This window comes from Pseudomonas sp. AKS31, from assembly GCF_023634765.1.
Taxonomy (GTDB): Bacteria; Pseudomonadota; Gammaproteobacteria; order Pseudomonadales; family Pseudomonadaceae; genus Aquipseudomonas.
The window spans coordinates 323,394-346,501 of the sequence record NZ_JAMLFX010000004.1 but is presented as its reverse complement, the minus strand read 5'-3'; the positions used below and the strand labels follow the sequence as shown (position 1 = coordinate 346,501).

The window sequence follows — 23,108 nt, the reverse complement described above, 5'->3', positions numbered from 1 at the left end:
GCACTAGAGAATCAAAGGCCCTCCAGCTCCGCCATCAGATCATTCAACCGATCAACCTTCTCCTCGGTGATATCACTCGCCGCCAGTCCATCAATGTACTCGGCCAGTTCCGCCACCGTGCTGCACTCGAACATCGCCCGCAGCGGCACATCCCGTTGCAGGGTTTTCTGCACGCGCGAGGCAATTTGCGTGGCCAGCAACGAATGCCCGCCCAGCTCGAAGAAGTTGTCGCGCACACCGACCTGTTCGACCTTCAACACTTCGGCCCAAATGTCAGCCAACGTCTGCTCAAGATCATTGCGCGGCGCCAGATAATCCTCGCTCTGCAACTGCCCGATCTCCAGCGCCGGCAAGGCTTTGCGATCGAGTTTGCCGTTGGCATTCAGCGGCATCTGCTCAAGCCACAGCCAGTGCAGCGGCACCATGTACTCCGGCAGTTCGGCACGCAGGCGCTGCTTGATCCGCTCCAGGCGTTCGCTCGGATTCAGCGCGGAGTCTGCCGCGACCAGATAACCCACCAAGTGTTTACCGTTGACGCCTTCCTGCACGCCGACCGCGCCGTCGCGCACTTCTGGTTGCTCATGCAGACGCGCCTCGATTTCACCCAGCTCGATGCGATAACCACGGATCTTCACCTGATGGTCAACCCGGCCAACGTATTCCAGCACGCCGTCACTGCGACGTCGCGCCAGGTCACCGGTGCGATACAGACGCTCGCCCGGCGCACCGAACGGGTTCGGCACAAACACCGGCGCGGTGCGCAGCGGATCGCTGACATAACCGCGACCGACACCCGTGCCCGCTACACACAACTCACCCACCGCGCCCAATGGCACCAGTTCCAGCGCGCCATCGACCAGGTACAGCAAGTTGTTGTCGGTCGGCGTGCCGATCGGCAAGTAACTGCCGCGTGTTGAAGCCATGTCGACGCGGAAGAACGCCACGTCGTCCGAGCATTCCGCCGGGCCGTAGGCGTTGACCAGACCAATGTCCGGATAACGCAGCAGCCATTGGTGCGCCAGTTCCGGCGGCATGGCTTCACCGGTCGGCAACATCCAGCGCAAGCCATCAAGGCTCAGGCGCTCCGAGGCAAGCATGCCCTGAATCAGCGACGGCACACTCTCCAGCACGGTGATGCCCTGGGCCTGCACATGCATCAGCAGCCCCTGCGGATCGTGGGCAATGGTGTTCGGCACGATGTCCACCCGCGCACCGAACAGCGGCGCGGCGAGGAACTGCCAGACCGAAATATCGAAGCTTTGCGAAGCGGTCTGCGCAATCACGTCGGCCTCGCTCAGTTGCAGATACGGCACCTTGCTCAACTGATTGTTGAGCATGCCGCGCTGCTCGACCATCACGCCTTTCGGCAGGCCGGTGGAGCCCGAAGTGTAAATCACGTAAGCGAGGTTGTCCGGGCCGCTGTAAATGCCCAGGTCCTGCGCCGATGTCGCCGCCGCTTGAATCTCTTCCCACACCAGCAAGCGCGGGCGATTGGCGCAACTGAACTCATCCAGCAAAGTCTGCGCCTGTGCGCGGCACGCGTCGCTGCAGACCAGCACCGGCGTGCGGCTCAGTTCGATGATGCGTTGCAGACGCTGACTCGGCAGACCCGGATCCAGTGGCAGATAACCCGCGCCAGCCTTGAAGCTGCCGATGATCATGCCGAGCAGGTCAAGGTTACGTTCGCCGAGCAAGGCCACCGGTTGATCCATCTGCACACCGGCGGCGACCAGTGCATGACCGAGGCGGTTGGCATTCTGGTTCAACTCGGCATAGCTCTGCTGCTGATCCAGGCAACTGGCGGCGATACGCTGCGGATGCGCGGCAACCTGCGCTTCGAACAGCGCGACGTAGCTCTGCTCCAGCGGATAATCGTGGGCACTCTGGTTGCAACCGTGAAGCAGGAAGTCCTGCTCCTCCGTGCCTAGCAGCGGCAAATCGGCCATGTCGCCATGGAAGCCATCGACCAGCGCCAGCAGCAGACGCTTGAACTCGCCGAGCATGCGCTCGATGGTCGATTCGTCAAAGTAACGCTGGTCATACGACAGATGCAGACCGAGGTCATCGCCCGGGTAGCACACCGCCGTCAGCGGGAAGTTGGTGTGGGTTCGGCCGGAGTCCGAGGTCGCATTGAGGCTCTGCGCGCGATCGAGTACCGAGACTTCCACCGGAGCGTTTTCGAACACGAACAGGCTGTCGAACAGTGGCTGGCCTTTCGGCAATTCGCTTTGTTCCTGGATGTTCACCAACGGCAGGTATTCGTACTCACGCAGTTGCATGTTGCTGTCGAGCAAAGCGCTGAGCCACTCACGCACGCTGCTGCGCTGATCGTCCTCAGGCATTTTCACCCGCAGGGCGATGCTGTTGATGAACAGGCCGACGGTGCGTTGCATCTCCGGCATGTCCACCGGACGCCCGGCCACGGTGACGCCGAACAGCACGTCACGATCGCCGCTCATGCGCCGCAGTACCAGCGCCCATGCCGCTTGGGCGAAGGTGTTGATGGTCAGTTGATGGGCCTGCGCCAGTTCCCGCAGCCGCGCACCGTCCTCGACATTGAGGCGGGTGTAGCGGTCGCCGACGATCATGCCGCCGCTTTCACCGGCATGTTCGCGCAGGAATGGCCGGTCGCTCGGAATCGGCGTGGTGCGCTCAAACCCTTGCAGGTTCTGCTGCCACCACTGCCGTGCTTCGGCGAGGCTCTGGCGTTGCAGCCAACCGATGTAGTCGCGGTAACGCGGCGGCACGCTCAATTGCGCTTCGCGACCTTCACCAAGGGCGGTGTAGATTTCAAAGAAGTCGTTCATCAGCAACGAGCGGCACCAGGCATCGATGAGAATGTGGTGGTTGCTCATCATGAACCAGTAACGCGCCGCGCCGACCTTGATCAGGCGCAGGTGGAACGGTGCCTGATTGAGCAGATCGAAGCCGGCTTCGCGCTCGCTTTTCAGCAGGGCTTGCAGCTTGGGTTCCTGCTCGGCTTCGGTGATGGCGCTCCAGTCCAGATACTCGATCGGCGTACGGCCCGGGGTATGGATTACTTGCAGCATGTCTTCGCCGACGTTCCAGCAGAACGACGCGCGCAGCGCTTCGTGACGGGCGACCACCGCTTGCCAGGCCTGAGCGAAACGCTGCGGGTCGAGTTCGCTGTTGATGCGGTAGCGATCCTGCATGTAGTACAGACCGGTGCCCGGTTCGAGCAAGGTATGCAGCAACATGCCTTCCTGCATCGGCGTCAGCGGATAGACGTCTTCGATGTGTGCGGCGGGCACCGGCAAGGCATCGAGTTGTGCCTGAGTCAGTCTGGCCAGCGGGAAGTCCGACGGCGTCAGGCCACCGGCCTCGTCTTGCAGGCAATGGGCGATCAGGCTTTGCAGCTCACCGAGGTAAGCGTCGGCCAGATCGTTGATGGTCTGCGCGTCATACCGCTCGGCGCTGAAGGTCCAGCGCAGCAGCAGTTCACCACCGTAAACCTGACTGTCGATGCTCAACTCGTTGGGCAACGGCGCCTGCGGATCGTGGGCGGCGCCGACCGCTTCCTCCAGCGGACGGAACAGCGCATCGCTGCCGAAGCTCTGGTCGAACTGGCCGAGGTAGTTGAAGGTGACCGGCGCCTGCGGCAGCGCGGCCATGCTGCGCTGGCTGAGGTCATCGGCGAGATAACGCAGCACTCCGTAGCCGAGGCCTTTGTGCGGCACCGCGCGCAGTTGCTCTTTGATCGCCTTGATCGAAGCGCCCTGCCCGGCGGCTTCTTCGATGTTGTGCGGGGTCAGACGCAGTGGGTAAGCGCTGGTGAACCAACCGACGGTGCGGGTCAGATCGATCTCGTCGAACAGGGTTTCGCGGCCGTGACCTTCCAGTTGAATCAGCGCCGACGGTTGACCGCTCCAGCGACAGAGTACGCGGGCCAATGCGGTCAGCAACAGGTCGTTTACCTGAGTGCGATAAGCGCTCGGAGCTTGTTGCAGCAGCTGCCGGGTTTGCTCGGCATCAAGGCGTACGCTGACGGTTTGCGCGTGGCGATTCTGCTGGCCGCCCTGGGGATTTTCGCAAGGCAGATCAGCGCTCGGGCCGGCCAGTCGGGTCTGCCACCAGTCGAGTTCTTCGCGCAGGGATTCGCTGCCGGCGTAGGCCTGCAAGCGTGCCGCCCAGTCCTTGAAGGCACTGGTTTTCGCCGGCAGTTTTACCGCTTGTTCGGCGTCGAGTTGGCGATACACGGTTTGCAGATCGTCGAGCAATACGCGCCACGAGACGCCGTCGACCACCAAGTGATGGATCGCGATAAACAGACGTTGCTGACCTTCAGGGCCATCGACCAGCAAGGCGCGAACCAGCGGGCCATTTTGCAGATCGAGGCTGCGTTGCGCGTCGGCAAACAGCGCCTCGCACTTGTCCATCGAGGTAACCCGCGCCTGCCACAACACCGCCGCATCGGACACCGGTTGGTGCGTCGCTTGCCACGCGCCGTTGACTTCGCTGAAGCGCAGACGCAAGGCGTCATGCTGCTCGATCACCGCCAGCAGCGCCTGCTCCAGACGATGCGGTTCAAGGGTTGCGGTCGGCTCCAGCAATAACGCCTGATTCCAGTGCTGGCGTTGAGGAATATCGGTGTCGAAGAACCAATGCTGAATCGGTGTCAGGGCCGATTCACCCACCACCAGACCTTGCTCGGCCGTCACCTGCTCGCTACGGCTGGCCACTGCGGCCAGTGTCTGCACAGTCTGGTGCTGGAACAGATCACGCGGGCTGAAATGAATGCCCTGCTGACGCGCACGGCTGACCACTTGAATCGACAGAATCGAGTCGCCGCCCAGCTCAAAGAAGTTGTCGTTGAGGCCAACCTGTTCGACGTTGAGCACTTCGCACCAGATCTGCGCCAGTGTCTGTTCCAGTTCGTTACTTGGCGCGACGTAGTCCTGACGATTGAGCTCCGGATCCGGCGCCGGCAAGGCGCGGCGGTCGAGTTTGCCGTTGGCGGTCAGCGGCATGCTTGCCAGCAGAATCAGGTGCGTCGGCACCATGTAATCCGGCAATTGTGCCTTGAGGTGCGCCTTGAGCGCGTCGCGCAGTTCTGCTTGATTGGCTTCGCTTTGCTCGGCAACTTCAGTGACTAAATAGCCAACGAGTTGTTTGCCGCTTGGTGCATCCAGAGCGAGCACCACGGCTTCGCGGATCGAGTCATGATCGAGCAGACGGGTTTCGATTTCGCCGAGTTCGATACGGAAACCACGGATCTTCACCTGATGGTCGATCCGGCCCAGGTATTCCACCAAACCATCGGCACGCTGGCGCACCAGATCGCCAGTGCGGTACATGCGCCCGCCATCGATGGCAAACGGGTCAGCGACAAAACGTTCGGCGGTAATGCCTGGACGGTCGTGATAAGCCTGGGCCAGACCGGCACCGCCAACGAACAATTCACCGGTTGCACCTTGCGGCACCAGCGCCAGATCGGCGTCGAGAATGTACGCCACGCGCGCGCCGATCACACTGCCGATCGGCACACTGCCGGCACCCTCCTCCAGCACCTCCGGCGCCAGACTGGCCAGGGGCATGACCACGGTTTCGGTCGGGCCGTAAGCGTTGAAAAACATTGCCGGTTGGAACGCCGCGCGAATCCGCTGCAGGTGCTCACCGGTCAGCGCTTCGCCGCCGGTGATGATCATCCGCACCGGCAAGATCTGGTTTTGCGTCGAGAGGAACTGCGCCAACTGGCTGCCGTAGCTCGGGGTGAAACCAAGGACGTTGATTTTATGCGTGCGGATCAAGGCGCAGATTTCTTCCGCGTCCCACTGACCTTGCGCACGCAACACGACCTGCGCGCCGCAGAGCAGCGGCACCAACAGACGCTCGGTGGCCGCATCGAAGTTGATCGAATAGAAATGCAGCTCGCAGTCGTCCGGGCGCATGCCGAAACGCTCGATCACGGCTTGGCAATGCATGGCGATTTCGCCGTGGGAGACCACCACGCCCTTCGGTTTACCGGTCGAACCCGAGGTATAAATCAAGTAGGCCTGATGCTGCGGCAGACTGATAAACGGCAGCTCAGTGGACGGGTAAGCGGCGAGTGCCGCGCTGTCATCTTCCAGGCACCAGCGCGCCACATCTGGCGGCAGATCGCCGAGGGCTTTGAACATCGCGCGATCACTGAGCAGCAGGCCGATGCGGCTGTCTTCGATCATGTAATGCAGACGGTCGAGCGGGTATTCCGGGTCCAGCGGCACATACGCGCCACCAGCCTTGAGAATCGCCAGCAGACCGATGACCATTTCCAGCGAACGCTCCAGTGCCAGACCGACCCGCACTTGCGGGCCGACGCCGCGTTCACGCAAGGCCCAGGCCAGACGATTGGCGCGGGCGTCGAGTTCGGCGTAGCTCAGGGTCTGCCCGGCGAACGTCAGGGCCGGCGCGTCTTTGCGCGCCAGCGCCTGTTCGGCGAACAGGTGATGGATGCATTGATCGAGGCGATGCTCGCCCGGCTCAATGCCGAGGCTGTCGAGCAGTTGCTGTTGCTCAGGCTGGTCGAGCAGCGGCAGTTCACTGAGGCGCTGCTGCGGATCAGCGATCAGCGCTTCGAGCAAGTTGCGCCAATGTTTGGCCATGCGCGCAATGGTCGGTTCATCGAACAGATCCGTGCTGTAGGTCAGGCAGCAGCCGAGGCGATGGTCGAGGTCGGTGACTTCCAGATTGAGGTCGAACTTGGTCGCCCGCGCATCGTTGGCCAGGTACTCGACGGTCATCCCGGCGAGCATGCGGCTTTGCTGGAATTCCCAGCGCTGCACGTTGCACATCACCTGGAACAGCGGGTTGTATGCGGCGCTGCGCGGGGGCTGCAAGGCTTCAACCAGATGATCGAACGGCAGGTCCTGATGTGACTGGCCTTCGATCACGGTGTGACGCACCTGCTCGAACAATTCGCCGACCGACATCATGCCGTCGAGCTGGCAACGCAGCACTTGGGTGTTGAGGAACGCACCGATCAGCCCTTCGCTTTCCGGGCGGATGCGGTTGGCCACCGGCGCGCCAATGCGCAGATCGGTCTGGCCGCTGTAGCGGTAAAGCAGCGTGGCGAGCGCGGCAGTCATGGTCATGAACAGGGTCAGACCGTTTTGCGCATTGAAGGCACGAACCCGCGCGGCAAGATCGTCGCTGAGGTCGAAACGGAACAGTTCGCCCTGATGGCTTTGCACTGGGGGACGCGGACGGTCGCCGGGCAATTCCAGCAGTGGATGCTCACGACCGAGTTGCGCCGTCCAGTAGTCGAGTTGGCGCTGACGCTCGCCGGATTCCAGCCAGTTGCGCTGCCAGACGCTGTAGTCGAGATACTGCACCGGCAGCGGCTCAAGCGGCGAATCGCGGTCATCGACAAACGCTTCGTACAGCGCACTGAGTTCGCGGGCGAAGATGTCCATCGCCCAGCCTTCAGTAACGATGTGGTGCAGGGTCAGCACGAAGTAATGTTCTTGCTCGGCAGTTTTCACCAGACAGGCGCGCAGCAGCGGACCGGTTTCCAGGTCGAACGGCAGATGCGCCTCTTCATCGGCCAGTTGCTGAACCTTTTGCTCACGCACATCGGTGGCAAGTTTTGAGAAATCCTTCCAGCCCATGCGCACGCCGGTTTCGCCATGCACCTGCTGACGGGCGACGCCGTCGACACTCGGGAACGTGGTGCGCAGGGTTTCATGGCGCAGGATCAGCGCTTGCAACGCGGACTCGAAACGCTCGACATGCAGCACGCCACGCAGGCGCGCCATGCCACCGACGTTGTACGCCGGACTGTCCGGCTCCATCTGCCAGAGGAACCACATGCGCTGTTGCGAGTACGACAGCGGCACCGGTTGGCTGCGATCAACCTTGGCGATTGGCGGTTGTTTATTAGTGCGACCACTGGCCTGGATCAGGCGGATCTGTTCGGCAAAATCAGCCAGTTCGCTGTGTTCGAACAATGCACGCAGCGGCAGTTCGACGTCGCAGGCCTGACGGGTGCGCGAGATGATTTGCGTGGCCAGCAAGGAATGACCGCCGAGAGCGAAGAAGTCGTCGCGCAGGCCGACCCGAGTCAAGCCCAGCACTTCGCGCCAGATCGCGGCGATCTGCTGTTCCAGTTCTGTCACCGGTTCGACGTGTTCCCGCACTTGCCATTGCGGCTCGGGCAAGGCCCGGCGGTCGAGTTTGCCGCTCGGGCTGAGGGGCATTGCGTCCAGACGCATGAGTTGCGCCGGGACCATGTATTCCGGCAGTTCGGCGGCCAGAGCAGTTTTCAGGCGAGTGATTTGCTCGTCGTGATCTTCACTGGCATCGGTTGCGGTGAAGTAGCCGATCAGTTGTGCACCGGCAGCGGTTTCGCGTACCAGCACCACGGCTTGGGCGACGCCGTTCTGCGCGAGCAAACGCGATTCGATTTCTTCCGGTTCGACGCGGAAGCCACGCAGCTTGACCTGCTGATCGAGGCGACCGAGGTATTCGATCACGCCATCGGCGGTCCAGCGCGCGCGGTCGCCAGTGCGGTACAAACGAGCGCCCTGCTCGCCCAACGGATCGACCACAAAACGCTCGGCCGTCAGGGCAGGACGACCGAGGTAACCCCGGGCCAGACCGATACCGCTGATGCACAGTTCACCCGGCACACCGGCCGGCACTGGATTGAGATCAGCATCGAGCACACGGCAAATCACGTTACCCAGCGGCCGGCCAATCGGCGAGCGTTCGCCATCGGCAGCGCTGCAATGCCAGTGAGTAACGTTGATCGCGGTTTCGGTCGGGCCATAACGGTTGTGCAATTGCACCGCCGGCAATTGCGCGAGTACGCGGTTGCGCAGTTCGGCCGGCAGCGCTTCACCGCCGCAGAACACCCGGCGCAGGCTGGTGCATTCGGCGCTCAGCGGTTCATCGATAAACAGCGCGAGCAGCGGCGGCACGAAGTGCAGCGTGGTCACGCCGTATTCCTGAACCAGTTGGGCGATGCGATGCGGATCACGGTGTTCGCCGGGGCCGGCGATCAACAGACGCGCGCCGGTGATCAATGGCCAGAAGCACTCCCACACCGACACGTCGAAGCTGATCGGCGCCTTTTGCATCAGCACATCGGTTTCATCGAGGCGGTAAGTGTTCTGCATCCATTGCAAACGCTCGGCCAGTGCCGCATGGGTGTTGCCGACACCTTTCGGTTGGCCGGTGGAACCCGAGGTGTAAATCACGTAGGCGAGGTTGTCACCGTGCAGGTGCAGACCCGGTGCCTGACTCGGCCAGTTTTCCAGGTGCAAGGCGTCCATGGCGATGACGCTGACACCGGCGCAGGCCGGCAAGCGGCCGAGCAATTCGGTTTGGGTCAGGAGCAATTCGACGGCGCTGTCGCTGAGCATGTAGGCCAGACGATCGGCCGGGTAATCCGGGTCCAGCGGCACATAAGCGCCGCCCGCCTTGATGATCGCCAGCAGGCCGATCAGCAGTTGTGGCGAACGCTCCGCAGCGATGGCGACGCGGACATCCGGGCCGACGCCTTTGTCGCGCAGGTAATGCGCGAGGCGGTTGGCTTGCATGTGCAATTCGGCAAAGTCGAGACTACCGCCGTCCCACACCAGCGCGGTGCGTTCCGGGTTCAGACGCGCCTGTTCGTTGAGCTGTTCTGGCAGCCATTGTTGCGCCGGGGTGCACGGCGCAACGCCCCAGTGTTGTTGCTGTTCGAGCTCAGTGGCGGTCAGCAGTTGCAGATCGCCAATGGCTTGCTCCGGACGTTCGCAGACCTCGCGCAACAAGTGGCTGAAATGCTCGGCCAGCCGCTCGATGGTCGCCGCATCGAACAGTTCGCTGGCGTAGTCGAACGACAGCGTCAGACGCCCGTTGCGGTCCTCTTCGCTGTGCAGTTGCAGGTCGAACTTGGCTTCGCGGCTGTGCCACGGCAGCTCTTCGGCGAGCAGCCCCGGCAGACGCTTGAGCGCGCTCAAATCGCGCTGCTGGTGGTTGAACATGACCTGGAACAAGCCGTGTTCGCGGGCTTGCGGGAAGGCTTCGAGGAGTTGTTCGAACGGCAGATCCTGGTTCGCCTGGGCACCGAGTGCAGCGTCGCGGGTCTGGGCCAGCAGCGCAACGAATGACAAGCGCGAATCGATCTGCGCGCGCAACACTTGCGTGTTGATAAAGAAGCCGATCAGGCCCTGGGTTTCCAGGCGCGGACGGTTGGCGTTCGGTACACCGATACGAATGTCGCGCTGACCGCTGTAGCGATGCAGCAGGCTCTGAAACGCCGAGAGCAGCAGCATGAACGGCGTCGATTGGTGAGCTTGCGCCGTGTTGCGGATCGCATCACTTAGGCTCGCGCCCAGACGCACGGTGTGGCGTGCGGCGCTGGGATTTTTTTGCGCCGAACGCGGGTGATCGGTGGCCAGTTCCAGGGTCGGATGCTCGTCACCCAGTTGCGCTTTCCAGTACGTCAGTTGTCGCTCGCCCTCGCCTTGCGCCAACCATTGACGCTGCCAACTGCCGTAGTCGGCGTAATGGGTTGGCAGCGGCGCGAGGTTGGCGCTCGCACCTTGCGAAGCGGCGGCGTACAGCCGCGAGAATTCGTCGATCAATACGTTCAGCGACCAGCCGTCGGCGATGATGTGATGCAGCGTCACCAGCAGTTGGTGATCCTCGTCATCGAGACGCACCAGTGTCACCCGCAGCAGCGGGCCTTTTTGCAAATCGAATCGGGTGTGTGCTTCGTCTTCGCGGATCTGCTGGGCGCGGAGTTCACGCGCATGGGCCGGCATGTCGCTGATGTCGATCAGTTGCAGGTTGAATTCGGCGGCGGCTGCGACTTGTTGCAGGGCCACGCCGTCGCGTTCGAAGAAGCGTGTACGCAGGGATTCATGGCGCTCGATCAGTTGCTGGAAGCTGGCACGCAAGGCGTCTTCGTCGAGTTCACCGCGCAGACGCAGGGCACCGGGAATGTTGTAGGCGCTGCTCTGCGGGTCGAGTTGCCAGGTGATCCACAGACGGTTTTGCGCCAGCGATTGCGGCAGCGGCTCGCTGCGCGACAGTGCGGTGATTGCACCTTGGGCGTTGCCGCCGTCCTGTTGCTGTTGGGCCACGGCAGCCGCAAACGCGGACAGGGTCGGCGCCTCGAAGAGCAGACGCAGGTTCAGCTCAAGGCTGAGTTCTTCGCGAACCCGGGCGATGACTTGCGTGGCGGCGATCGAGTTACCGCCGAGCAGGAAGAAGTGGTCGTCGGCGTTGACCTGTTTAACGTTGAGTTGCTCGGCCCAGATCTTGCCGATCAAGGCTTCAAGCTCCGAGGCGCTGGTGACTGCGTCCTGGCTTTCAGCGGTGTTCGACGGGAACACTGCGTAGCTGTCGAGGCTGCCATCGGCCAGACGATTGCGGCACGCCGAACGCTGTAATTTGCCGCTGGAGGTTTTGGGCAGTGCGCCCGGATTAAGCAACACCACGACGCTTGGCGCTTCCTGATATGCCTCAGCCACGGCTTGGCGGATGGCTTTGATCAACGCCTGCGGCGCAAGGATTTTCTGCACGCTGCGGCTGATTTCTGCGGCGATGCCGATACCCTCCTCGCCATCCTGATTGACCGCGAACACCGCGACGCGGCCCTTGCGCACCACTTCCACTTCGTTCTCGACCGTTTTCTCGATGTCCTGCGGATAGAGGTTATGGCCGCGCACGATGAGCATGTCTTTCAGGCGGCCAGTGATAAACAGTTCAGCGCCGCGCATGAAGCCAAGGTCACCGGTGCGTAGCCAGGTGCGCCCGGCGTGCTGGACGAAGGTCTTGGCGCTGGCTTCAGGGTTGCGCCAGTAGCCGTGGGCGATACTCGGGCCAGCAGCCCAGACTTCACCAACGGCGTTGTCGGCAAGTTCGACCAGCGTGTTCGGTTCAACGATCAGCACGGCGTGTTCCGGCTGGCTGATGCCGCAACTCATGATCGGGCTGCCATCGCCCGGTTCGGCGCGGTTTTGCGCCAAGGCTTGATCGTTCACGCGCAACACCGGAATACCGGTGCCGCGCGGGGTGCCGGCGACGAATAGCGTGGCCTCGGCCAGACCGTACGAGGCCATGAAACTGCCCTCACTGAAACCGCATGCGGCGAACTTCTCGGCGAAGCGCTCAAGGGTGTCGAGACGGATCGGCTCGGAGCCGGAATAGGCCACGCGCCAGCGGCTCAGGTCGAGACGCTCCAGCGCCGACTCGCTGACCCGTTCGCTGCACAAGCGATAGGCGAAGTCCGGCCCGCCGCTGATGGTGCCGCCGTATTCGCTGATCGCTTCCAGCCAGCGCAATGGCCGGCCAAGGAAGTAGGCCGGCGACATCAGGATGCACGGCACACCGCTGAAAATCGGCTGCAGCAGACCGCCGATCAAACCCATGTCGTGATACAGCGGCAGCCAACTGACGATTACGTCGTCCGGGTTCACGTCGATGCCGAACCCGTGACGGATCAGCTGTTCGTTGGCGACCAGATTGCCATGGCTGACCTGCACGCCTTTGGGCAGCGCAGTGGAACCGGAAGTGTATTGCAGGAAGGCGATGTGGTCTTGCGGCAGGCTCGGTTCAACCCAGTTTTGCGCCAGTGAATTGTCGAGCGTGTCGACACACAACAACGGCGGCGCGCCCTCGATCTGCTGCAAGGTGTCGCGCAGGTCAGCGCTGGTCAGCAACAGACGCGGTTCGGCGTCGGCGATGATCGACAGCAAACGCTCCTGATGGTGACGGCGCGCGGATTCCGGCGGATAGGCCGGCACCGCGATCACCCCTGCGTACAGGCAGCCAAAAAACGCCGCGACGTAATCCGGGCCACTTGGGAACAGTAGCACCGCGCGATCACCGAATTCAGCGTCAGCCTGCAGTGCAGCGGCGATCATGCGTGCGCGTTGATCCAGCTCGCGATAACTGAGTACCACAGCCTGCTCCGGGTTTTCGGCGAGAAAACGCAAGGCCAGTCGATCCGGCGTCAGGGCCGCGCGGCGCTGGAGGGCTTGGACCAGGGTGCTGGGGAGTTCGAACGCGTCGGTCATGGGGTTTCCTGCCTGAATTCGGCTTGCTAATGGAATCGGGTTGCTGCGTCACGCCCCGCGAAGGGCATGCAGGGCGCGGTCTGTGCCGACCGCGCAAGGCTTGGGAATGCTGTCTGGCCGGGGCTCGATACCCGGAACCATTCACCAATGAGAACGGATGACGTCTTGAAATAATTAGTCGACGGGCAGGAGCGCCAATAGCGCCGGGGTGCGGCGGCGTGTCGCAGTTCTCAGAATGCACCTTTGTAGCGCATTACTTCTCTTTCTCAATTGACAATCATTATCATTCAACATAATTTGTCGCTCGATGTGTAGGACGCCCCCCTCCCCCAAGGCGTCCCACGACCCTATTTGGCAGCAAGGTGATTTCCATGACGGAACAAGTATCCACAAGCAGGTGCGATTCACCGCTACTTCAGGCATTCGTCGACAATCGACTGATTCTGGTCAAGATTGCAGCCCGTATTACCGGCTGCCGCTCGCGCGCCGAGGACGTGGTGCAGGATGCGTTTTTCCGCCTGCAATCGGCGCCACCGATCACGTCGTCGATCAAGGCTCAACTGAGCTATCTGTTCCAGATCGTGCGCAACCTCGCCATCGATCATTACCGCAAACAGGCGCTTGAGCAGAAGTACTCCGGCCCTGAAGAGGAAGGGCTGAACGTGGTCATCCAGGGTGCTTCGCCGGAAACCTCGCACATCAATTTCTCGACCCTGGAAAACATCGCCGACGCGCTGACCGAACTGCCCAACCGCACGCGCTATGCGTTCGAGATGTACCGGCTGCACGGCGTGCCGCAAAAGGACATCGCCAAGGAACTGGGCGTTTCGCCAACGCTGGTCAACTTCATGATTCGCGATGCGCTGGTGCACTGCCGCAAGGTGTCGGGCAGTCGTCGAGAGGCGGTGGCCGTGGGTCGTCGCTGAGACCGCGTCGACAGATAAAAAAGATCGCAGCCTTCGGCAGCTCCTACATGGAAATGCATTCCTCTGCAGGAGCTGTCGAAGGCTGCGATCTTTTGCCTTTAAATCACCTCAAGCCAATTTGCACCGATCAAAAAACCGCTCACGTCCCAGTATCATCAGCGCCGCGCGCTTGTGCGGGAAATCGAACTCTTTCTCGCAGTGGAAGCACTGGTTGTGCATATGCCCGATCATCTTCGCGTTGTCGGCCCGAGGCTCGGCAACCACCCGCTGAGTGCGCGGATCATCGAGAAACAGGTAATGCACCAGCGCCGATAACCAGCTCGCCACTTTGTGCGGGCCGCGATGATCTTCTTCGCCCACCAGCATGTGAATGCCGCGGTCGTAATTGTCGGCATCGTAGAACGGCGCGATGCGATCTTCCTTGGCCCAGTAGGCTTCGAAATAGGCAAACGGCTGATCATCGAAACAGCCAATCAGCGTCAGCGTGTGCGGGTCGGCAGCGAGTTTGCTCAGGTACTCGCGGTGTTTCTCGAGGCTGCCCTCTTCTTGCCAGAAACTGGCAACGCGCGGGCTGTTCTGCCAGCGGTTGAAGCGCGACAGGTCTTCTTCGATCTCTACAGTGCGCAGGGAAATCCACGCACCAAGACGCGCATCGAAACGCCGATACACTTCACCGCGCGGTTTGACCGGACGCAGTGGATGACGCTTGCCCTCGTTGATGACCATTTGCTGCGGATAGCTGCCCGCCAGGGAGTTGCCGAGCCACGGTTGCGGCAACTGCCAGAACAGCGTGCGCTCGCAGCGATATTCGCCGGCCACTCCGGTGCTCACCAGCAAGCCACTGAGCAAGGCTTCGGTCGGCGGCTGATCCAGATGCCAAGTCAATTGCTGGCACGCCGGATCCCGTGCGAACAGCCAGTAACAGGCCGCCCACAACGCCTGCCCGGGCGGCAGCGCAAAGCGTTCATCGATCTGGATCGGTCCCTTTGCCTCCCGATCGAGGCGCAAGCGGATCAGCGGTTGACCGTCCAGGCTCAGGCTCAGACGGCTTTCACTGACATCAGCGATCAATTGACTGCCCGAAGGCAAGGCCAGGGCAGTCAGGTCATTCAGATTGGACATGGGTCGGGCTCACGATAATCGTCGACAGTTCAACGATGGGACGTGAGCCGGGAAGGAAAATTTAGGCTTTGCCCAGAAATCGCTGCCTCAGTGGTGAGGCACCGGCACCACGGCAATCTTGTACGGATCGAAAATCTTCAGCATTTCACCGTTGTCGCGCAAACCCTGCAGCAACTTGCCAAACGCCGCGCCGGTGATCGGCGCGGTCGGGCGCAGAATCGCGTAATGGTGATAGACCTGATCGATGCGCTGCGACACCAGCAATTCGTCGCGCACCTTCTCGTTACGCAACAGGTAATCGAACAGATAGGAACGTGTCACCAGGGCAACATCGGCGCGCCGGCGCAGCACCATCAGCAAGTTGCTGTCGTGGGAATAGGTCAGCGTCGCGTTGTAATTCTGTGCGAGGTATTTGGGGTCGGCGTTGAAGTTGGCGAACTCGTAGTGGTAACCGCTGAACAATGCCAGGCGTTTGCCGGTGAGGTCGGCGAAATAGTTCTGCTGCCGACCGTCTTCGCGTTGCGCGACGAAAATCTCCGCATCCTCAAGGCCCATGTCGACATCCGTGTGGGGAATTTCCTTCCAGCCCCAATCGGGGTTCTCGAAAATTGCCATGTCGATCCGGCCCTGCTTGAAATCACCGAAACGCCGAGGAATCGAGGTCGGTACGAGGACGAACTGATAGTCGCTTTGCAGACGATTGAGGGCTTCGACCAACTGCGGGCAGAAGACCTGTGTCGGCACCGTTTTCCGGGCGAACGGTGTAAGGCGGAAAATGCGCCGCGCCGACCCGGACCAATTGCGCTGCCTGAGCGGGCAATACCCAAAATGCAGCCAGCGCTACGAGCATCAACCCCGCGGCCGTCCGAATTGGCGAAGACTTCAAAACACCCCACTCCCCGAAAAAATACCGATCAATGCATTCAAGCTAGGCGGTTTCGCCCAGTTAGCCAGTTTCCCGGCCGGATAGAAAGTGCTTCAACGCGCTTCAAGGACCAGAATCAACGCCTCATCGGCCAACTGATCGAGGCTCAAACTGCCGCCGGCACGGAACCAGGTGGTCGTCCACGACAGTGCGCCAGTGAGGAAACGTCGGGTAATAAATACGTCGCCACGGATAAACCCCGCGTCTTTGGCCTCACCCAGCACTTGCAGCCAGATGTCTTCGTAAACATCGCGCAATGCCAGCACCTTGGCCTGACCGTCTTCGGACAGTGAACGCCACTCATAAACCAGCACCGCCATGGCTTCACCGCTGCCGCCCATGATCGACTGCAATTCGCAGCGAATCAGCGCCAGCACGCGCTCGCGCACATCGGTCGCGTCAGCAAGCGCTGCACGCATCAACGCGGTGTTGTAGCGGATGGTCTCTTCCATCACCGCACGGAGGATTTCATCCTTGCTTTTGAAGTGATGAAAAATGCTTCCCGACTGGATGCCGACGGCACCGGCCAGATCGCGCACCGTGGTGCGTTCGTAGCCTTTGTTGCGGAACAGGTGAGCGGCCACTTGCAGCAATTTGCCGCGGGCGCTGTCGGGGTCGGTCAACTGGCCTTCGTCGACCAAATCGCGCATGACCCTCAGGGCTTTTTGCTCGTCCACCCGTTCTCTCCTACAGTCGATCAGTCTGTTGCCCCCTGAAACCGCAGGGTTGCGCGCAATTTAAGCCGCCAGCGGCAACCAAGCAAGCGCTTGGGCAGAAGATAGTTTCAACTGTTTACAAACCAAGCGCTTGCTTGGTAGCCTCCAGACACTTCTGTCGCAGGTTGCTGAGTCGGAGATAAAAAATGCCCACCACCGTTCGCATCGGATGCGCCAGTGCATTCTGGGGAGACACCTCGACCGCCGCCGCGCAGTTAGTGGACGGCGGCAAGCTTGATTATCTGGTGTTCGATTACCTGGCCGAGATCACGATGTCGATCATGGCCGGGGCACGCATGAAGGACCCGCAAGCGGGTTTTGCCAGCGACTTCATCGACGTATTGACACCACTGCTGCCACAACTGGCCGAGCAGAACATCCGCGTGATCAGCAATGCCGGCGGGATCAACCCGCAAGCCTGCGCCGCCGCCCTGCAAGCGGCGTGCGACAAGGCCGGCGTCGCGCTGAAAATCGCCGTTTTACTCGGCGATGACCTGCAACCACGGTTCAAACAGCTAAGCGGCATCACCGAAATGTTCAGCGGCGCCGCGCTGCCGCCGATGTGCGTGTCAACCAACGCCTACCTTGGCGCGCCGGGCATTGTCGAAGCGCTGCGCCTGGGCGCTGACATTGTCATCACCGGGCGCGTGGTCGACAGCGCCGTGGTCAGCGCGGCGCTGGTGCACGAATTCGGCTGGTCGTGGCACGACTACGACAAACTCGCCCAGGCCGCGCTCGCCGGGCACATCATCGAATGCGGCGCGCAATGCACCGGCGGCAATTTCACCGATTGGCGCGAGGTGCCGGATTACGAGCACATCGGCTTCCCGATCGTTGAGGTCAGCGGCGACAGCCAATTCATCGTCAGCAAGCCTGAAGGCAGCGGCGGACTGGTCACTACGCTGACCGTCGGCGAGCAAATGCTGTATGAAATCGGCGATCCCCAGGCCTATCTGTTGCCCGATGTGGTCTGCGATTTCACCGAGGTCAAACTTCAGCAACAAGGCAAGAATGCCGTGCACGTCCACGGCGCCAAAGGCCTGCCGCCGAGCGACAAATACAAGGTCAGCGCCACTTACCCGGACGGTTTTCGTTGCACCGCCAGTTGCCTGATTGCCGGCATCGATGCCGTGGACAAGGCCCGGCGGGTCAGTCAGGCGATCATCGACAAGACGGCGGAGATGTTCAGCCAGCGCGGTTGGGCGCCTTACAGCGAAACCAACATCGAACTGCTCGGCAGCGAAGCCACCTACGGCCCTCATGGCCAACGCCGCGACAGCCGTGAAGTGGTGATCAAACTCGCCGTGCGTCATCCGAGCAAACAGGCGCTGGTACTGTTCTCCCGGGAGATCGCTCAGGCCGCAACCGGCATGGCGCCGGGGCTGACCGGCATCGTCGGCGGGCGGCCAACGGTGTACCCGCTGATTCGTCTGTTTTCATTCCTGATCGATAAAAGCGCCTGCACCGTGCAGATCGATATGGCCGGTGAACGTTATCCATGCGCCCTGCCCTCGCTCAGCTCACTCGACAGCGCGGACTTGCCCCTGCCCCAGCAACCGCCCAAACCACTGGGCCGCGCCGATGCCAGCGTAGCGCTGGTGAAACTGGCCGTGGCGCGCTCCGGTGACAAGGGCAATCACAGCAACATCGGCGTGATGCCGCGCAAACCCGAATACCTGCCGTGGATCGCCGAAGCGCTGACCCCGGCCGTCGTGGTCGACTGGATGAGCCACGTGCTCGACCCGATCCACGGCCGGGTCGAACGCTGGTATCTGCCTGGCACCCACAGCCTCAACTTCCTTCTGGAAAACGCCCTTGGCGGCGGTGGCGTGGCCAGTCTGCGCATCGATCCGCAAGGCAAAGCCTTCGCCCAGCAACTGTTGGAAATCCAGATCCCGGTGCCGCAGAGCATCGCCGAACAGCTCGACTAGAGGATTGTTTGCATGGCTTACGCGTCGATTTTCAACGCCGAACTGTTCCACGGCCAGACCATCATCGTCACCGGGGGCGGCAGTGGCATTGGTCGCTGCACCGCCCATGAACTGGCAGCCCTCGGCGCCAATGTGCTGCTGGTCGGGCGCAAGCCGGAGAAACTGCAAAAGGTCGCCACCGAAATCACCGAGGACGGTGGCCGGGCGCACTGGAAGGCTTGCGACATCCGCGATGAAGAAGCAGTGAAACAACTGATCAAGGAGCTGATCGCTGAGCACGGGCCGATCCACGGCCTGGTCAACAATGCTGGCGGCCAGTTCCCGTCGCCCCTGGCTTCGATCAATCAGAAAGGCTTCGAAACCGTGCTGCGCACCAACCTGGTCGGCGGTTTTCTGATGGCGCGGGAAGTGTTCAATCAGTCGATGAGCAAACACGGCGGCAACATCGTCAACATGCTCGCCGACATGTGGGGCGGCATGCCCGGCATGGGTCACTCCGGCGCCGCGCGTTCGGGCATGGACAACTTCACCAAGACCGCTGCGTTCGAATGGGGCTATGCCGGCGTGCGGGTCAACGCGGTGGCGCCGGGCTGGATTGCCTCCAGCGGCATGGACACTTATGAGGGGGCGTTCAAAGCGGTGATTCCGACCCTGCGCGAACACGTGCCGCTCAAGCGCATCGGCACCGAGTCGGAAGTCAGTGCGGCGATTGTGTTTTTGCTGAGCCCGGCCGCCGCGTTTATCAGCGGCAGCACTTTGAGAATCGATGGTGCGGCCAGCCTCGGCAGCCGTGCATGGCCGTTGCACAAGGCCAGCCACAGCGAGTCGTTCAACGGCTTCCATCGCGCGTATTTACCCGAAGTGCTGAAGGACAAGGAGTAAGCCATGCCGCAGATCCAGTCCCGGCTCGACCCGCACAGTGAGGACTTCGCCCGCAACCGGGCAGCCATGCTCGCGGCCATCGAACACGTACAGCAGCTCGAAAAAAACCTGCTGAACAAAGCCGCCGAGGCCAAAGCCAAATTCGACCAACGCGGGCAACTGCTGCCCCGTGAGCGCTTGAACCTGTTGCTCGATCCCGGCGCGCCGTTTCTCGAACTGGCCAGCCTCGCCGGCTACAAGTTGCACGACGACAAGGACGGCAGCGCGGCCGGTGGCGGCTTGATCGCCGGCATCGGGTATGTGTCCGGCATCCGCGCGATGGTGGTCGCCAACAACAGCGCAATCAAGGGCGGGACGATCTCGCCCAGCGGCCTGAAAAAATCCCTGCGCCTGCAACAGATCGCCCAGGAAAACAAACTCCCGGTGATCACCCTCGCCGAAAGCGGCGGTGCCAATCTCAATTACGCCGCCGAGATTTTTGTCGAAGGCGCGCGCAGTTTTGCCAATCAGGCGCGGATGTCGGCAATGGGTTTGCCGCAGATTACCGTGGTACATGGTTCGGCCACGGCCGGTGGCGCTTATCAGCCGGGGTTGTCGGATTACGTGGTGGTGGTGCGCGGCAAGGCCAAGCTGTTTCTCGCCGGTCCGCCCCTGCTGAAAGCGGCCACCGGCGAAGTCGCCACCGATGAAGAACTCGGTGGCGCCGAGATGCACGCGCAAGTCGCTGGCACGGCTGAATACCTCGCTGAAAACGATGCCGACGGCGTGCGTCAGGTCCGTGAAATCCTCCGTATGCTGCCGTGGAACGAGCAACTGCCGTGGCTGCCGGAGCCGCAATACAAAGAGCCGCTCTACCCCATCGACGAGTTGCTCGGGCTGATCCCCGACGATCCGAAAAAGCCTTACGACGTGCGCGAAATCATCGCGCGCATCGCCGACGAATCGTGTTTCGTCGAATTCAAGGGCGAGTTCGATCAGCAGACCATTTGCGGCCAATTGAAGATTCAGGGCCGCGCCTGCGGTTTCATCGGCAACAACGGCCCGATCACGCCCAACGGTGCGAGCAAAGCGGCGCAGTTCATTCAACTGTGCGACCAGAGCCAGACACCGCTACTGTTCTTTCACAACACCACGGGCTTCATGGTCGGCACCGAATCCGAGCAACAAGGCGTGATCAAACACGGCTCGAAACTGATTCAAGCGGTGGCCAATGCGCGGGTGCCTAAACTGACCATCGTGGTCGGCGGTTCTTACGGTGCCGGTAACTATGCGATGTGCGGCCGCGGTCTCGATCCGCGCTTCATCTTCGCCTGGCCGAACAGCCGCACCGCGGTGATGGGCGGTGCGCAGGCCGGCAAGGTATTGCGCATCGTCACCGAAGCCAAGCAGCTCAAGGACGGCCTGACGCCGGACCCGAAAATGCTCGACATGCTCGAACAGGTCACCGCGCAGAAACTCGACAGCCAGTCCACCGCGCTCTATGGCAGCGCCAACCTGTGGGACGACGGGCTGATCGACCCGCGCGACACGCGCACCCTGCTCGGTTACCTGCTGGACATCTGCCACGAGGCCGACATTCGCACGTTGCAACCCAACAGCTTCGGCGTCAGCCGCTTCTGACCGCCACGGACCCTACGGAGAACAATAACAATGATCTTCACCCCGGAACACGAAGCCCTGCGCCGTACCGTCCACCAATTTGTCGAGCACGAGATCAATCCGCACGTCGACGAATGGGAAAAGGCCGGTCGCTTCCCGATCCACGAGATTTTCCGCAGGGCCGGCGACCTCGGCTTGCTGGGGATTTCCAAACCGGAAAAGTTCGGCGGCATGGGCCTCGACTACAGCTACTCGATTGTCGCCGCCGAAGAGTTCGGCACCATCCATTGCGGCGGCATTCCGATGTCGATCGGCGTGCAGACCGACATGTGCACGCCGGCCCTCGCCCGCTTCGGCTCCGATGAATTGCGCGAAGAGTTCCTGCGCCCGGCGATCACTGGCGAGCAGGTTGGTTGCATCGGCGTTTCTGAAGTCGGCGCCGGTTCCGACGTCGCCGGGCTGAAAACCACCGCGCGCAAGGACGGCGACGACTATGTGATCAACGGCAGCAAGATGTGGATCACCAACTCGCCGAGCGCCGACTTCATCTGCCTGCTGGCCAACACCTCGGACGACAAACCGCACATCAACAAATCGCTGATCATGGTGCCGATGAACACGCCGGGGATCAGCCTCAGTTCGCACCTGGACAAGCTCGGCATGCGCAGCTCGGAAACGGCCCAGGTATTTTTCGACAACGTGCGTGTGCCGCAGCGCAACCGCATCGGTCATGAAGGCGCCGGGTTCATGATGCAGATGCTGCAATTCCAGGAAGAACGCCTGTTCGGTGCGGCAAACATGATCAAGGGTCTGGAATACTGCGTCGACAGCACCATCGAGTACTGCAAGGAGCGCAAAACCTTCGGCAATGCGCTGATCGACAATCAGGTCATCCACTTCCGCCTCGCCGAACTGCAGACCGAAATCGAATGCCTGCGCGCACTGGTCTATCAGGCCACCGAGCAATACGTGAAAGGCCAGGACGTCACGCGGCTGGCGTCGATGGCCAAGCTCAAGGCCGGGCGCCTCGGCCGTGAAGTCAGCGACAGCTGCCTGCAATATTGGGGCGGCATGGGTTTCATGTGGGACAACCCGGTGGCGCGCGCCTACCGCGATGTGCGGCTGGTATCGATTGGCGGCGGCGCCGACGAGATCATGTTGGGGATCATCTGCAAACTGATGGGCATCCTGCCGGGGAAAAAGAAATGAGCAGCCTGCCGCAATGCCAGACGCTATTGCTGGAACTGCAGGGCGGCGTGCTGCACATCACCCTGCATCGGCCGGACAGTCGCAATGCGATGAGCCTGCAGATGGTCAGCGAACTGCGCGCGGTGCTGGCGGCTGTGCGCGATGATCGCGCTGTTCGGGCATTGGTGCTCAGCGGTGCCGGCGGGCATTTCTGTGCCGGCGGCGATATCAAGGACATGGCCAGCGCTCGTGCTCAAGGCGCCGAGGCTTATCGAGATTTGAATCGCGCATTCGGCGCCCTGCTGGAAGAAGCACAGTGCACGCCGCAAGTGCTGATCAGCGTGCTGCAAGGCGCGGTGCTTGGCGGTGGTTTCGGGCTGGCCTGTGTCAGCGACATCGCGATTGCCGATCATCAGGCGCAATTCGGTTTGCCGGAAACCAGTCTCGGCTTGCTGCCGGCGCAGATTGCGCCGTTTGTGGTGCAGCGCATCGGCCTCACCGAAACCCGTCGACTGGCACTGACCGCCGCACGTTTCGACGGGCATCAGGCACGGCGTCTGGGGCTGGTGCATTTCGTCGAAGAGGATGCGCAGGCCTTGGCTGAGCGCCTGGATGAGGTGTTGCAACATGTGCTGTGTTGCGCGCCGGAGGCGAATGCGATGACCAAGAAATTGCTCTTGGCGAGCGCCGGGCAGCCTTCAAGCGAATTGCTCGATGAGGCAGCGCAGTGGTTCAGCGAAGCGGTGACTGGCGCCGAAGGGATCGAGGGCACCATGGCTTTTGTGCAAAAGCGTAAACCGCGGTGGGCC

The 23,108-nt window shown here is 61.7% G+C and carries 9 protein-coding genes and 1 pseudogene; 6 read left to right on the top strand and 4 right to left on the bottom strand.

The window, feature by feature from the left end:
* Positions 1-11 precede the first annotated feature (11 nt).
* Positions 12-13,010, bottom strand: a complete 12,999-nt coding sequence (locus M9827_RS15850) for a non-ribosomal peptide synthetase (RefSeq protein WP_250606125.1) — start codon at positions 13,008-13,010, stop codon at positions 12-14.
* Between the two features lie 371 nt (positions 13,011-13,381).
* Here M9827_RS15850 and M9827_RS15845 point away from each other — a divergent pair, with 371 nt between their 5' ends.
* Positions 13,382-13,936 (top strand): RNA polymerase factor sigma-70, encoded by a 555-nt coding sequence (locus M9827_RS15845; protein WP_250606124.1) that lies wholly within the window; start codon positions 13,382-13,384, stop codon positions 13,934-13,936.
* Positions 13,937-14,044: 108 nt separating this feature from the next.
* Here M9827_RS15845 and M9827_RS15840 read toward each other — a convergent pair whose 3' ends face one another.
* The 3 genes and pseudogenes from M9827_RS15840 to M9827_RS15830 form a co-directional block, all read right to left on the bottom strand.
* On the bottom strand, positions 14,045-15,058 hold the full coding sequence (locus M9827_RS15840) for a GNAT family N-acetyltransferase (protein ID WP_250606123.1): 1,014 nt from the start codon (positions 15,056-15,058) through the stop codon (positions 14,045-14,047).
* A gap of 87 nt (positions 15,059-15,145) precedes the next feature.
* A pseudogene (locus M9827_RS15835) lies at positions 15,146-15,944 on the bottom strand (substrate-binding periplasmic protein).
* A gap of 92 nt (positions 15,945-16,036) precedes the next feature.
* The gene (locus tag M9827_RS15830; protein ID WP_123595323.1) at positions 16,037-16,660 is read right to left on the bottom strand and encodes a TetR/AcrR family transcriptional regulator; all 624 of its coding nucleotides are present in this window, start codon (positions 16,658-16,660) and stop codon (positions 16,037-16,039) included.
* A gap of 185 nt (positions 16,661-16,845) precedes the next feature.
* On the opposite strand from M9827_RS15830, the gene M9827_RS15825 reads away from it, so the two are divergent.
* The 5 genes from M9827_RS15825 to M9827_RS15805 form a co-directional block, all read left to right on the top strand.
* Positions 16,846-18,630 carry an acyclic terpene utilization AtuA family protein gene (locus tag M9827_RS15825; RefSeq protein WP_250606122.1) on the top strand — a complete coding sequence of 595 codons (1,785 nt, stop codon included), beginning with the start codon at positions 16,846-16,848 and terminating at the stop codon, positions 18,628-18,630.
* 12 nt (positions 18,631-18,642) lie between these two features.
* A complete protein-coding gene (locus tag M9827_RS15820) occupies positions 18,643-19,512 on the top strand; it encodes an SDR family oxidoreductase (protein WP_250606121.1) in 870 nt (289 codons plus the stop codon).
* Between the two features lie 3 nt (positions 19,513-19,515).
* Positions 19,516-21,132 (top strand): geranyl-CoA carboxylase subunit beta, encoded by a 1,617-nt coding sequence (gene atuC, locus M9827_RS15815; RefSeq protein ID WP_250606120.1) that lies wholly within the window; start codon positions 19,516-19,518, stop codon positions 21,130-21,132.
* Positions 21,133-21,162: 30 nt separating this feature from the next.
* Entirely contained in the window at positions 21,163-22,320 is a 1,158-nt protein-coding gene (gene atuD / locus M9827_RS15810; RefSeq protein ID WP_250606119.1) for a citronellyl-CoA dehydrogenase, read from the top strand.
* The coding region (locus tag M9827_RS15805) for an enoyl-CoA hydratase/isomerase family protein (RefSeq protein WP_250606118.1) at positions 22,317-23,108 on the top strand (792 nt) is incomplete at its 3' end. The genes atuD and M9827_RS15805, both read left to right, overlap by 4 nt.